Genomic DNA, 13,107 nt, shown 5'->3' with positions numbered 1-13,107 from the left:
TAATTAAAACAATTGGACTTTTAGTTAATTAGTTTTCTTTAAGTTGTATTGAACAGTCAGTGTATCGCCGTTGGTGTTACGCTGCATCTGTAATACATTACCGTCATAATAGTATTGGTAAACCTTGCTGAGGTGAAATTTATTAACGCCGGGAACAACCGCCAATGAGTCATTAAACTGGATATAATAGCCGTTGTAAGCAAAAGCACCGTAACTTGCCACATGTTTCCTGGTATTGGCTGCTACTTTAAACAATGATCCCGTTGCAGTAAGCTTTAAGCTTATAGTATCGCGGATGGTATCATAACCGGCGCCGCTTGCTTTTTTAACAAGAGCACCAAATGTTCCGGTGAAATTGCCTTGCGGCTGGGCAACAGGAACAACCTCGTTTTTGGGCGAACAGGCTACACCTAATGTTAACAGTAATGGCAGCAGGTAAAATAAATTACGTTTCATAAATCTTATCTCGTTATCAATTTTTAACCATTACGCATCTTTTTAATAAAACGATACACCAGGCAACAACATTTTATAATTTTTTTGCTTCATCCCAAAAAACATCCATCTCGGCCAGGCTCATATCATGCAGTTGTTTGCCGTTTTCCTGTGCTTTAAGCTCAAGATACTGAAAGCGTTTGATGAATTTCTTGTTGGTTTTTTCGAGGGCATTCTCCGGGTTGATATTGATGAACCGGGCGTAATTGATGAGCGAGAACAGCAGATCGCCAAATTCGGCTTCAGCCCTTTCATGGTCGATGGTGCTTTCATCTTCGGCGTTAAATTCATTTTTAAACTCCTGCATCTCTTCCTCAACCTTTGCCCAAACCTGGCTTTTCTCCTCCCAGTCAAACCCCACACCACGTGCTTTTTCCTGTATGCGCGATGCTTTTACCAGCGCCGGTAAGGAAGCAGGTACACCGCCTAAAACAGATTTGTTGCCTTCTTTAAGCTTGATCTGCTCCCAGTTGCGTTTTACGTCTTCCTCATTTTGTACTTCGATATCGCCATAAATATGCGGATGGCGGTTGATCAGTTTATCGCAAACGCTGTTCAGTACATCGGTAATGGTAAAGTCGTTGGTTTCGGAAGCTATTTTGGCGTAGAACACCAGGTGCAGCATAATATCGCCAATTTCCTTTTTTATTTCGGGCATATCGCCGCCTAAAATGGCATCACTTAGTTCGTAGGTTTCTTCAATAGTAAGGTGGCGCAGGCTTTCAAGCGTTTGCTTTTTATCCCATGGGCAATTGGCCCGCAGGTCGTCCATGATAATGAGCAGGCGATTGAATGCGATGGTGGCGGTAGGGGCGGTTTCAGGGGCTTTTAAAGGCATAAATTATTTATAATGAATACTTATGCTGCAAAGGTATGATAACATCTTTAATGAAAACTTACTGTATCATTAATTTTAAGCTAACATTAATTAATTTTATTAGCCAATTGTTAATGCCGCTCAATAGCACATTTTACCATGAAAAAAATTTACCTGTTTATCTTCCTTTTTGTTTCGATATTTAAAGCGGGCTACGCCCAGCAACTGCCTGCCGGCGATGTGGCAAACAGCACCTTTAGCCAGCCTCAGCCCTTCCTGTTTACCGTAAGTACGCTTAACCCGCAGGGCCGCAACTGGAGTTTAAATTATTCGGGTGGATATGGCCAGCGTACGGTTACCCCGCTTGGATTTGACGGTGTTGATCAAAATTTTTCGGCTAAGGGGTACCTGGGCAACAAGTTTACCTTAATGGCGATGTTGGGAACAGGTTTTAGCAATAACGGCGGTGTGCGTACACTGCAGCAAGCCGAAGTACTTCGTGATTTTATCGGCGGAAATCAGCCCATGGGCTTCAGGGCAGGGGCAAGCCTTGGTTTCAGGAGGGAGTTTAACAGTGATGGTGTAGCATTTAGCCGGATAACTGCCGCGTACGAAGTAACAAATTGGAAACTTGGTGCCAACGTTAGGTTTGAAAAAGCATTTGCTACTAACCGCGACGGTTTGGATCTGATAACCAGCGTTGGTGTACACCGTCATATCTCCGGACAACTTTTTGGCGGCTTTGAGGCCGTAGGGCAGGACCTGGAAGGTTTTTGGGAAGCTGATGAGGCCGAAGGCGGCGCCCGTTTATTGATTGGCCCATCGCTTAATTATGCTCCTGTTAATTCGCGACTGGCATTTTCGCTTTGCGGCGGTCCAATCATTTATGCTACCCGCAGTGCAGCAACGCAAGGCCAGTTTGCTTACCGCGAATTGCCAACAACCAACGGCTTTACGCTAAAGTTTAACGTAGGGTTCCGGTTTTTGTAAGGGAAAGGCTAAAGTTTTACCGCCCTGAGCATTTCGCGTTTGCCCGGTGCTCCCGGTGCTTTTTCTACTTTAAAGCCCATGCTTTTTAGCATGCGTTTCAGGTTGCCGGTAATGGCATAGGTAACAAATACACCGCCCGGTTTCAAAAAGCTAACGGTATGGCCAATGGCTTCCTCGTTCCACATTTCGGGTTGATGAATAGCGGCAAAAGCATCGAAATAGATAATATCAACCTGCTCATCCGTTTTAAAATCCAGGAGTTTGGTATGGGCAATATGTAGTTTGGTTGTTGGGTTGATCTCAACTTTGCCGGTTAGGGCATCAGTGTAACTATTATTGAACTGCTGCCACAATAACTCCGGAATATATTGCTGATAACCGGTTTGCAACATCATGTCAGTATTTACCGGGTAAGCTTCGATGCCGGTATAATTAAGCTGTATTTGCTTACCGGTACATGCATCAGCAGTTAATAAAAAGTTGAGTCCGGTGCCAAAACCTACTTCCAGGATGCTCACCTCGGTAGTGTCGTTCCGGTCAAGGAAATATTGCAATCCCGATTTAACAAATACGTGCAAACTCTCCTGTAAAGCCCCGTGGCGCGAGTGGTAATGCTCGCCTACTTCGGCGTTGTAAATGGTGTTGGAGCCGTCGGCAGTGGGGACTATGGTTAGTTGAGACATGGAAAGTTATTGTATACGCGTTATTGTGAGTTTCAAAATTACGCAATGGCTGCTAAAAGAGAATGTTCAATAAAGAGTGTCATCCTGAGCGATAGCGAAGGATCTTCTTCGATATGTACAGCGGCTATACAGAGTGAAGAAGATGCTTCGTACCTACCCATGACATGTTTAAAAAACGCTTGTCATTCTGAGCGATAGCGAAGAATCTTCTGCAAAATACATGGTCGCTATACAGGGCGAAGAAGATCCTTCGTTCCTCAGGATGACAATAGTTTAATGTCATTTCTCCTTCAGAGTCCATCGGATTTAAACACTTAGCATGACAAACATTTTTCAAAGTCGTTAAGGTAGAAACGCTTCGTTCCTCACAATGACGTTAATTATTTGGTACTTATTAGTGAACTTCCTTCATCATCTCCGTCACAACCTCACCCAAATCATAAACAGGCACACTTGTAACTGTAGCGGAAACAATACTTACACCAGCTGCCGAGCGGTAACCTGCCGCGCAATGTACCACGATTGGTTTATCCGAAGGGATCTCGCCAACACGTTCACGTAGTTCAGGCAGGGGAATGCTGATGGCATTTTTGAATACCTTACCTGCTGCAACTTCACCGTGGTTACGTACATCAACTATCGTATAATCGCCTTCATTTGCCCTGAAGGCATCTAAATCAAGGTCGGGGAATATTTCCTTAGCATTTACAGGAGCTAACAACGCAGCTTTGATATTTTGTTCGTAGCCAATTTTGGCTGCTTTTTTTATCAGGATGTCAAGCTTGTCCTCGTTTTCGGCAATAAGATAAAATTGCTCATCGGGACCGATGATGGAACCCAGCCAGGTTTCAAACTTTTCACCGTCCTGCAGGTTGATGGCGCCGTGCAGGTGGCCGTTCCTGAACTGTGCTTTGGGGCGGGCATCAACAATTAAAATGCCTTTTTTCAAAAGACTTTCTGCATCAATGCTTGGCACAGCAGCTATGCTATCTTCAAAACCCGAAACGCCGTTTTTATTCAGCTCCACATCGCGGCCGAAGTATTTGGGCATAAAAGGCTGATCGGTAGTAAGGGTTTTAACAAACTCCAGCTCGTCCATTAATTGCAAAGCATAGTTTTCACGCAGCTCACGACCGATGGTGCTTTCCAGATCGGGGCTCATGCTTTTGCCGCATAAGGAGCCGGGGCCATGCGCCGGGTAAACCACCACGTTTTTGGGCAGGGTCATGATTTTTTGCCGGGTGCTTTGGAACATTTGGCGGGCAAGCTCTTCTTTTTTTGCGGTGATATTGCCCACGTTTTCCCGTAGGTCCGGTCTGCCTACATCGCCAACAAACAGCGTATCGCCGGTAAAGATGGCGGTTTCGCGGCCTTCTTCATCTACCAGTAAAATACAGATAGAATCGGGCGAGTGGCCAGGGGTATTGATGGCTTTTAGTTTGATATCGTTAAGCTGGATAACATCGCCGTCATCAAAAGTTTCGTGCGGATATGTTGCGCCGGTGAGTTTGCTGCAATAAATAACAGCACTGGTTGTTTGGTGAATTTCAAGGTGCGAGCTTACAAAATCGGCATGCGGGTGGGTTTCAATAACCCCCACAATATCGGCATCATGCTGTGCCGCAAAGTCATAGTAAGGCTGCGGATTACGGGCCGGGTCAATAACTATCATTTTGCCCGTGCGGATCACGGCATATGAGCCGTGCGCCAGGCCTTTATCGTAAAATTGCTGAATGATCATATTTGCCGCAAAGATAATGCTTAAGCGGAATGTTTTATTCGTGCAATGTTTGAGTGGTGTAAATATTGATTATAATTTAAGTGAACCTATGTGAAAATATTTTTGCTTATGGGGAATTATTAAGTATTATTGTTTTTAAACCTAATTAGAGAATGAAGCCGATTAAACTTTTCTATTCCTATTCGCAAAAGGATGAAGAATATCGCGATGAATTAGAGAAATCACTGATAATGTTAAAACGCTACAATGATCTTCACGAGTGGCATTTTAGACAAATATCTCCAGGCCAGGAATGGGATAGCGAAATCAATCAAAAGTTAGAAAGCGCTGATATTATTCTGCTTCTTGTTAGCAGCGATTTTTTAGTTTCTGAATATTGTTATGACATTGAAGTCAAAAAAGCAGTGGAGATGCATGAGACTGGTCAAGCTATTGTAGTTCCTGTTATTCTGAGGGAATGCGATTGGAAGCATGAAAACAGTCCCTTTAAAAAACTACAAGCTTTACCTAAAAACGGTAAACCCATTAAACAATGGGATGATAGAGACACTGCATTCAATGATGTGACTCAAAGACTAAAAGAAACTATTCAAGAAATAAAAAAAAAGAAATTAATTGAACAGCAGGTTGGCAACATATCAACAAAAGTCGAAGATGTTATTTTGACTGAAATAAAAAAAAAAGATGAAAGAATAGATGAAAAAACATTGGGGGAAGCTTTTAATCTTATAAGTCAGAATATTAGAAAGTTAGATTATGATAGTTCTAAAGAAGATTTTGAGGAAGTTCAAAAATTACGTGACAAAATTTACAATGAATTAATAGGTAAACTTGATGAGAAAATTGAAAATATTCCTTCTTTAAGAGATAATTTAATATTTAATCTATTTGATAAAGTCTATACTTCTGAAAAATTAGATTCAATTACCACTCAGGATATTCAAAATATTCGTGAAAGAAGAGAAACACATAAATGGTACGAAAGAAAGGTATTAGTTAATTCATTAACATTATCATTAATAGCTTCTAAAGTTTTTGATCCCAAAAAAGTTAACATACTTATTGACTTTCTGACTGATTTTGAAGAAGGAGTATGGGAAAGTGCTTTGATAGGTATCGTAATATCATTGGTATATCATCAAAATAAATGGAATAGATTTAACGATTTGAAAATTAGGCTTCAAACGCTACAAGAGATTAGTAAAGTACAAATCGGTCTAAGTAAAATCGATACGATTTTTAGATATCAACTATATTCCAAAAATGTTTTCAACCCTAATATTTATAAAGAAGATTTTTTTAACTCTCCGTTAAATTGCTTTCTGCCATTTTATGAGGGAAATAGGGTATTTGAACATGCGCTACAAAAGAATAACAGTAATATTGACTCTGATCATTTTAATGAATATTTGGATGTATTGCCATTGTTGGCTTGTCATAAATATGCCTTATGCTTGGCCTTAGGGAATAATTCCTTAACTGTTAAAAAGTTAAATAATGATGAAAAGAAAATAATAAAAGACAGTTTGCAATTGTCAGCAAATTTTGAACCCTATCAAAATTTAATTTGTGAATATTATAATTTCCTTAATTTTTATCCCAAAATAACAATATCGGATTTGTTTGTTAATAATATAAGTATTAGCCGTACCAAACTAAAAAATGTGATCCTGAATAAAAAAAGCGAATTGGATCTTAGTGCGAGTATGCTTATGGATGAAAATGAGTATAAGGAAGCTATTGGTAAATTATCTCAGCTTCTGGAAATCGCCCCCGATAACTTAGCAGCAAATTCGAAGATTGCAGACTGCTATTTAAATTTAAAAAAGCCAGATTATATATCCGCATTAAGACATTTTAAAAAGAACCATGCTTTAAACTCAAAAAGGATTTATGATGTAAGGGGGATTATTAGATGCTATATAGCTCTTAAAAATTACAACAGTGCATTAGAGTTTATTGAGCAAGCGAAAATCGATTTTCCATTTAGAAAAGAAGTTTTTTTGATACAGTGCGATTATTATGAAAGTATTAAGGACTATTATAAGGTTATTGAAGTATCGAAACTTGGATTAGAAAAATATAAATCAGATTACACTTTCACAATTAATATTGCGGATGCTTTCTTGGAAATCGAAGACTACAGCTCGTCTATTAAATATTATACTAAATCGATGGAATTGGCAACAACAAAGCAATTAAGATTTTGCTATCGAGGTTTGGCGGAAAGTTATTGTTTTACTAAGAATTTCGAATCGTCAATAGATTTTGCTGTAAAAGCATATGAGCAAGATTCTAAAGATGTTTGGAGTCTATTGTGTTTGGGGAGAATGAATATGCTAAGCAAGAGAGATTTTAAATTAGCCAGGAAATATTTAGAGGCAGCTTTGAATAAGATTACGAGCCCAATTATATATGGGAATTTAGGACATCTCGAAATATTTGAAGGGAATATTTCGAAGGCAATCGATTTTTATAAAAAAAGTATCGTCGGTTTAAATAGTGAGAAAGATTTTTCCAATAAAATTAACAGAGATTTAAGTTTTCTTTTGTCTTGCGGTGTTACAGAAGAAAAGTACATGAATATAATAAAGGAGGTGACTTCTTATTATAATGGGCGAAATAATCTTTCGCAAGCCTCATAAGTACTATATATTAACGCTAAAGATGATAGTTCTTCTAAAATAAGGCACTATCTGTGGCTATATTATTAAATTAATTAGGGATTGAAGTTTATAAATAATAACTAGTTGTAGATAAAATCCATCCGCCCCTAATTACTAAACTGCCTCAAATGATGGTCCACATGCTTATACGCTAATTGCCCTATCTGCTCCCTGGTCATTTTCCCGAAAAAAGTATGTTCAAAATCGGTTCTCGTAGTCTTGCCATATTCCTCCACGAGTTCGATCCATCGTTTTTTCTGAGCTGCTACGTCTCCGATTTGTTCGGTTACTTTACATTGCGGAACCGTTGGGCTATTCTTTGCTAAGGGACTATCATCCTTGAGCATGCTTTTCAACGCCACTTTGCCAAACAGGCGACCAATGAACGCGCGTTTATACGTTTTAATCCCCAGGTACATTTCTTCTGAAAGGGTGCAATGTTTCAGCATTTGATAAACGTTCATTTTGCCCCATTCCGGTTTGCTGTTTTCATCAAGTAAGTTGATCCTGCTGATCAGGCCGTCGCGGGTTTCTTTATCAAATATTGTTTTCATTGTTTTAAAAGGTTTATGCCATAAAGCTACTACGAAATTACAAACAGGCACAGGCGTTTTTGAGCCATAAGCAGGGAGGATTTATGCCAATATTTTATAAAACAAAACAGGCCGTATCATAAATCAAATTAACCACCCTCGGTGTTGTGTTATCTATGAATTGAAATTTAGCCGATAATATTTATACAAAAAGGGGGTTAACACGTATTTTGTATAAAATACATTTAATTATTTGATTATTAGCTATATATGTAAATGTTAACCCCGAATTGTGTTAACCCTGTTAACCCCCTTTTGTAAGTACGGTTGATCCAATCCAAAACTATCATCGCTTAAGTATCTGCATAAAAAAAGAGGCTGATCATTACAGCCTCTTTTTTTATGAAAACAAAATCTGGTTTACCAGATCTTGGTCCTGTCTTCTGGTTTTTTATACATTTTATCGCCGGGCTTTACGTCAAACGCTTTGTACCAGGCATTGATATTGGTTATAGGCGCATTGGTGCGGAACTGCTCAGGAGAGTGCGGGTCTGTCAGGATCCTTTGCGCTGCCGATTCGGGAGTTTGCGAAGCACGCCATACCTGTGCCCATGATAAAAAGAAACGCTGATCTGGCGTAAAGCCATCAATACTATTAGCCGACTGGCCTTGTTTGGTTTTGCTGAATGCTTCGTAAGCAATGTTCAAGCCGCCAAGGTCGGCCAGGTTTTCGCCAAGGGTAAGTTTGCCGTTTACATGCAGGGTATCAAGAACCGTGAAGGCATCATACTGCTTAACAACCTGGTCGGCGCGCGACTTGAATTTGTCGGCGTCGTCTTTTGTCCACCAGTCGCGCAGGGTACCGTCGGCATCGTACTGGCGGCCCGAGTCGTCAAAGCCGTGGGTCATTTCGTGACCTATTACAGCGCCAATACCGCCGTAATTAACAGCATCATCGGCATTGAAATCAAAGAAAGGGAATTGCAGGATGCCGGCAGGGAACACGATCTCGTTATTGGTTGGGTTGTAATATGCATTGACTGTAGGAGGAGTCATTCCCCAGCGGGTTTTGTCAACAGGTTTGCCTAAACGTGTTACATTAAAATTGTAACGCCATTTATTTAGCGCACGTAGGTTGCCAAAGTAATCGTCACGGTTAATCACCAGTCCATCGTATTTTTCCCAATGATCAGGATAGCCGATCTTTACTGTAAAGGCATTGAGTTTTTTAAGCGCGCGTTCTTTGGTTGCCGGGCTCATCCAGTCAAGGCGTTTGATCCGGTCGCTGAGGGTTTCTTTAAGGTTATTCACCAAATCAACCATGTACTGTTTGGCGGCAGGTGTGAAGTATTTTTCAACAAAAAGCTGACCCAATAATTCGCCGATGGTACCGTCAACGAGGGCACTTGTACGCTCGGTACGTGGTGTCTGTACTTTTTGACCGCTTAGCACGGTGTTGTAGGCAAAGTTTGCGTTAACAAAGTCAGAACTTAATCCATTGGCACCTCCTCTTAGCATACTCCATTGCAGGTATATTCTTAATTTAGCAATTGGGGTAACCGCAAATAACGAGTCGGTGGCCCTGAAAAATGATGGCTGACCAACGAGGATGCTATCCTGACCGCCTGCGTTAAGGGCCGGTAATATTTTCGACCATTTTAAGTGAGGGGTTTGCTTTTCAAAATCGGCCACCAGGAACTTGTTATAGGTAACATGCGGATCGCGCATGGCTACACGGCTAAGCTGTGCTTTGGCCCAGGTATATTCCAGGTCATAAACTATCGCTGCATTTTTAGCTGCCTCATCGGGGCTGCTCCCGGTAAGTGTGAACAAGGTTACGGCCAGCTTTTTCAAAGCCTCCTGGGCTTTTTTTGAACGCGTGTCGTTTTTGAGGTAATAATCCCTGTCAGGCAGGCTAATGCCGCCCTGGCCAAGGGTTACAATGTATTTGTTTACATTCTTTTCGTCCTGATCAACCCCAAACCTGAAAATAGGGGAGTTTAGTCCGTTAACACGCTCATAAACCAGTTCGTTAATAAAATCATCGAGGGTTTTTAACCGGCCAATACGCTGCAGATCGGCTTTAAGGGGATCGTAACCACGTTTTTCGATAGTAAGGCTGTCCATGCCGCTGGCGTACAGATCGCCAACACGTTGTTTCAGGCTGCCTTTAGGTTGCGAGGCCGATGTCTGGCTTACTTCGTTCAGCAAACCGATGAGTTTATTGGTATTTTCCTGGCGGAGGATATTAAAGCTGCCCCAGCGGGTTTCTTTTGCCGGGATGCCATTTTGTTTTAACCAGCCGCCGTTGGCATATTCAAAAAAATCGTCGCCGGGCTTTACGCTCAGGTCCATGTTGGCGGGATCAATAAATTTTTTAGGTGGAGTAGCAGTTTTATGCTTTGGCTTTACGGGTTTGGGACCTTCCACAGCGAAAACATTTACCGACATGCCCAAACCGGCGACCAGTAATAAATAGTTAAACTTTAATTTCATGTCAATACTTAAAAATTAAAGTTAACAAATAACAGGTATTAAGCAAAAATAGCCGGGGGCAGGCCGTTAGTGATTGAACCAGTTGATAATGGCGTCGAGCTTTGTTTTTTTCAAAATATCAAGCCAGAAACGGTGTAAGGGTATTGTTTTCATGACAATTTGAATGTTACATCTATAATAACTGGTTAATTGTAAAAATATTGTGGTAGTGGATTTGGTTGGTGGTTGATTGTTCATGGTTGATGGATCATATAGGTTATAGTTGATTTGTGTGTAGATTATAGATTACAGTTGTGGAGAGAATGATTTTACAGAAGTGCAATTTGCGTTAGGGATGGTAGTGGACAGCCCGCAGCGCGTGCAGGGATTGGGGGAAGGAAAAGCGAGGACTTGCAACGTACAGCCCGGGCCGCAGGCAACGCCATTGTCTGAACTCGAATTAAACGAATTAAGGAATTTTTCGAATTTACTTAGCATTCTGTTAATTCTTTAATTCTAAAAATTCAGGTTCAGACAAACAACTAACCACCAACCACTAATCTCTACCATGGCATTGCCTGTGGCCCGGGCTGTACGCTCATACGCCTGCAGAGTTTACCCCGATGTCCATCGGGGCATTAGGCTCGTTGGCCGGTATCCGCTGCCATCTAATGCGGCCTGCGCTCTTGTCCGCAGCTATGAACCATGATCTATGAACTATCAACCATGAGCTAACCACAAAAAAATCCCTCAACCTTTGGCTATGAACCGCTAACTATCGTATTTTTGCGCGTTATGAGTATTGCTAAAACATATATCCCTAAAGAAACCGAAGAAAAATGGTACAGTTACTGGTTGCAGCACGGCTTTTTTAAGTCGGTGCCTGATGAGCGTGAGCCTTATACTATAGTCATTCCGCCGCCAAATGTTACCGGGGTTTTGCACATGGGGCACATGCTTAACAATACTATTCAGGATGTGCTGGTTCGCCGCGCCCGTATGAAAGGCAAAAATGCCTGCTGGGTTCCCGGTACCGACCACGCCAGTATAGCTACCGAAGCCAAAGTTGTTGCTATGCTTAAAGAGCGCGGCATCAGCAAAAAAGACCTTACCCGCGAAGAGTTTTTAACCTACGCCTGGGAGTGGAAGGAAAAATACGGCGGTATTATCCTGGAACAGCTTAAAAAATTAGGCGCCTCATGCGATTGGGACCGTACCAAATTTACCATGGACGAGAACCTGTCCGAAGCGGTTATCGATACCTTTATCCACCTGTATAAAAAAGGGTTGATCTATCGCGGTATCCGCATGATCAACTGGGACCCGCAGGGCAAAACCGCGGTGAGCGACGAAGAAGTTATTCGTAAGGAAGTTAATCAGAAACTTTATTATATTAAGTATAAAGTGGAAGGCACGGAGTCAGTGTCCGACTTCCTGACCATCGCTACTACCCGCCCGGAAACTATCATGGCCGATGCAGCTATCTGTATCAACCCTAATGACGAGCGTTACCTGCACCTGCATGGTAAAAAGGTATATATCCCACTTATTGACCGTGAGATCCCGGTGATATTGGATAACTACGTGACCATGGATTTTGGTACAGGCTGTTTGAAGGTTACGCCTGCACACGATTTAAATGACTACGAACTGGGTCAGCGTCATAACCTCCCGGTTATTGATATCCTGAATGACGACGGTACGCTGAACGAGAAAGCACAGATATTGGTTGGTGAAGACCGCTTTGCCGCCCGTAAAAAAATAGCTGTACTGTTGGAAGAAGCCGGTGTACTGGAAAAAGTTGAAGAATATAAATCACAGGTTGGTTTCAGTGAACGTACTACTGCGGTTATTGAGCCAAAACTATCTATGCAATGGTTTTGCAAGATGGGCGAGATGGCCAAACCTGCTTTGGATTATGTACTGAATGGCGAGATCAAACTGATCCCTGAGAAGTTTGTGAACACCTATCGCCACTGGATGGAGAACGTAAGGGACTGGAATATCAGCCGCCAGCTGTGGTGGGGACAACAGATCCCGGCATGGTACCTGCCAAACGGTGAGTTTGTGATCGCTAAAAATGCTGAAGAAGCATTGAAGGAAGCACAGCTTAAAAATCCGGAGCTTACTGCTGCTGATCTGAGACAAGATGAAGACGTGGTGGATACCTGGTTTTCATCATGGTTGTGGCCAATTTCGGTATTTGATGGTTTTAAAGACCCTAACAATGCTGATATCAACTATTATTACCCAACTAATGATTTGGTTACCGCGCCGGAGATCTTGTTTTTCTGGGTAGCCAGGATGATCATGGCTGGTCACGAGTTCAGGGGTGAAGTACCGTTCAGGAACGTATACCTTACCGGTATTGTGAGGGATAAGCAGGGCCGTAAAATGTCGAAATCATTGGGCAACTCGCCTGATCCGTTGGATCTGATCGAGACATACGGTGCCGACGGCGTACGTGTGGGCATGTTGCTATGCTCGCCTGCCGGTAACGATTTAATGTTTGATGAAAGCTATTGCAAACAGGGCAGTGGTTTTGCCAATAAAGTATGGAACGCGTTTAAATTGGTAAAAGGCTGGGAGGTTGATGAAAACTTTGCTAACCCTAATGCCGTAGCCATTGAATGGTTTGGCAACAGGTTTAACCAGGCCCTTACTGAAATTGAAGCCAACTTTGCCCAATACCGTTTATCAGAGGCCT

At 41.9% G+C, this 13,107-nt stretch carries 10 protein-coding genes; 3 read left to right on the top strand and 7 right to left on the bottom strand.

Annotated elements, in window-relative coordinates:
• Positions 1 to 24: 24 nt before the first annotated feature.
• Positions 25 to 456: a hypothetical protein gene (locus VF500_RS21240; protein ID WP_330861599.1), complete on the bottom strand. Its 432-nt coding sequence runs from the start codon at positions 454 to 456 to the stop codon at positions 25 to 27.
• A 73-nt stretch (positions 457 to 529) separates the two neighbouring features.
• Positions 530 to 1,333: a nucleoside triphosphate pyrophosphohydrolase gene (gene mazG / locus VF500_RS21235; protein ID WP_330861598.1), complete on the bottom strand. Its 804-nt coding sequence runs from the start codon at positions 1,331 to 1,333 to the stop codon at positions 530 to 532.
• 138 nt (positions 1,334 to 1,471) lie between these two features.
• Here mazG and VF500_RS21230 point away from each other — a divergent pair, with 138 nt between their 5' ends.
• Complete coding sequence (locus VF500_RS21230) at positions 1,472 to 2,302, top strand: hypothetical protein (protein ID WP_330861597.1); 831 nt, start codon at positions 1,472 to 1,474, stop codon at positions 2,300 to 2,302.
• Between the two features lie 8 nt (positions 2,303 to 2,310).
• Here VF500_RS21230 and mnmD read toward each other — a convergent pair whose 3' ends face one another.
• The 3 genes from mnmD to VF500_RS21215 form a co-directional block, all read right to left on the bottom strand.
• Complete coding sequence (mnmD, locus tag VF500_RS21225; protein WP_330861596.1) at positions 2,311 to 2,985, bottom strand: tRNA (5-methylaminomethyl-2-thiouridine)(34)-methyltransferase MnmD; 675 nt, start codon at positions 2,983 to 2,985, stop codon at positions 2,311 to 2,313.
• Between the two features lie 38 nt (positions 2,986 to 3,023).
• Positions 3,024 to 3,146: a hypothetical protein gene (locus VF500_RS21220; protein WP_330861595.1), complete on the bottom strand. Its 123-nt coding sequence runs from the start codon at positions 3,144 to 3,146 to the stop codon at positions 3,024 to 3,026.
• A gap of 233 nt (positions 3,147 to 3,379) precedes the next feature.
• Positions 3,380 to 4,726, bottom strand: a complete 1,347-nt coding sequence (locus VF500_RS21215; protein ID WP_330861594.1) for a rhodanese-like domain-containing protein — start codon at positions 4,724 to 4,726, stop codon at positions 3,380 to 3,382.
• 152 nt (positions 4,727 to 4,878) lie between these two features.
• Here VF500_RS21215 and VF500_RS21210 point away from each other — a divergent pair, with 152 nt between their 5' ends.
• The gene (locus VF500_RS21210) at positions 4,879 to 7,371 is read left to right on the top strand and encodes a TIR domain-containing protein (RefSeq protein WP_330861593.1); all 2,493 of its coding nucleotides are present in this window, start codon (positions 4,879 to 4,881) and stop codon (positions 7,369 to 7,371) included.
• A gap of 128 nt (positions 7,372 to 7,499) precedes the next feature.
• On the opposite strand, the gene VF500_RS21205 is transcribed toward VF500_RS21210, so the two are convergent.
• Complete coding sequence (locus VF500_RS21205; RefSeq protein WP_330861592.1) at positions 7,500 to 7,946, bottom strand: DUF1569 domain-containing protein; 447 nt, start codon at positions 7,944 to 7,946, stop codon at positions 7,500 to 7,502.
• Positions 7,947 to 8,345: 399 nt separating this feature from the next.
• Positions 8,346 to 10,421, bottom strand: coding sequence for a M13 family metallopeptidase (locus tag VF500_RS21200; protein WP_330861591.1), 2,076 nt, complete (start codon positions 10,419 to 10,421; stop codon positions 8,346 to 8,348).
• Between the two features lie 774 nt (positions 10,422 to 11,195).
• On the opposite strand from VF500_RS21200, the gene VF500_RS21195 reads away from it, so the two are divergent.
• Positions 11,196 to 13,107 (top strand): valine--tRNA ligase (locus tag VF500_RS21195; RefSeq protein ID WP_330861590.1); only part of this gene is annotated, 1,912 nt, incomplete at its 3' end.

Source organism: Mucilaginibacter sp. (assembly GCF_036383575.1).
Lineage (GTDB): Bacteria > Bacteroidota > Bacteroidia > Sphingobacteriales > Sphingobacteriaceae > Mucilaginibacter.
The sequence above is the reverse complement of the archived record's forward strand: the minus strand, read 5'-3'. Positions and strand labels throughout refer to the sequence as shown.

What these genes read in the sequence shown, in the direction of transcription:
- mazG (WP_330861598.1), bottom strand. Translation starts at nt 1,333, where the DNA reads ATGCCTTTAAAAGCCCCTGAAACCGCCCCTACCGCCACCATCGCATTC.
- VF500_RS21210 (WP_330861593.1), top strand. Translation starts at nt 4,879, where the DNA reads ATGAAGCCGATTAAACTTTTCTATTCCTATTCGCAAAAGGATGAAGAA.
- VF500_RS21205 (WP_330861592.1), bottom strand. Translation starts at nt 7,946, where the DNA reads ATGAAAACAATATTTGATAAAGAAACCCGCGACGGCCTGATCAGCAGG.
- VF500_RS21200 (WP_330861591.1), bottom strand. Translation starts at nt 10,421, where the DNA reads ATGAAATTAAAGTTTAACTATTTATTACTGGTCGCCGGTTTGGGCATG.
- VF500_RS21240 (WP_330861599.1), bottom strand. Translation starts at nt 456, where the DNA reads ATGAAACGTAATTTATTTTACCTGCTGCCATTACTGTTAACATTAGGT.
- VF500_RS21215 (WP_330861594.1), bottom strand. Translation starts at nt 4,726, where the DNA reads ATGATCATTCAGCAATTTTACGATAAAGGCCTGGCGCACGGCTCATAT.
- VF500_RS21220 (WP_330861595.1), bottom strand. Translation starts at nt 3,146, where the DNA reads ATGGGTAGGTACGAAGCATCTTCTTCACTCTGTATAGCCGCTGTACAT.
- mnmD (WP_330861596.1), bottom strand. Translation starts at nt 2,985, where the DNA reads ATGTCTCAACTAACCATAGTCCCCACTGCCGACGGCTCCAACACCATT.
- VF500_RS21230 (WP_330861597.1), top strand. Translation starts at nt 1,472, where the DNA reads ATGAAAAAAATTTACCTGTTTATCTTCCTTTTTGTTTCGATATTTAAA.